The organism is Arthrobacter sp. Y3221087 (genome assembly GCF_059089905.1).
In genome coordinates, this window is the sequence record NZ_JBNHFE010000028.1 from 1 (window position 1) to 526 (window position 526).

The window sequence follows — 526 nt, forward strand, 5'->3', positions numbered from 1 at the left end:
GCCGTGGATGGCGATGCCTTTCAGCACGGCGCCGCGGATCACCGCGTTCAATCCGGGGCAGTCGCCACCGCTGGTGAGGATTCCAATTTTCATGTTTCGGCTCAAATCTGCGTTACGTGGCTCCTGCTTGGGGCTGTGTCTACTTGGTCTGGCGATCGGGCCTTGCGGCGAGAACGGCGAGGTCGTGGATGAGCTGCCGCAACTCGCGTTCCCGACCGCGCGAGGGACGGATTGGATCTGCCGGGACCTGTCCACGGGGCGGGGCGGGGATAGGAGGCATGTCCTTGGACGGCCCGACGGCTGGCGGTTCCACAGCAGAACGATAATCAGCACAGTCCGCCTGATTCATCGCGACCTCACCTCACTTACGAGTCAATCTGCTGACCCGGCATCTTCGAAATGTGTTCAGATCCAGCCGAGCCGGCCTGAGCCGTGTACTGCCCGCGGTGGTGTTTTGTGCGGGCAGTACACGGTTCGGGGTGGGGTTATGCGATGGCTTCGCGGAGTTCTTTTGCTGCCAGGGCGG

General features: G+C 62.7%; 1 protein-coding gene. It reads right to left on the bottom strand.

Features of this window, described 5'->3' with window-relative positions:
- Positions 1–93, bottom strand: a 93-nt coding sequence (locus tag AC5RUO_RS20015; protein ID WP_494104449.1) for a 6-phosphofructokinase, incomplete at its 3' end; no start/stop codon positions are given.
- Positions 94–526: the final 433 nt, after the last annotated feature.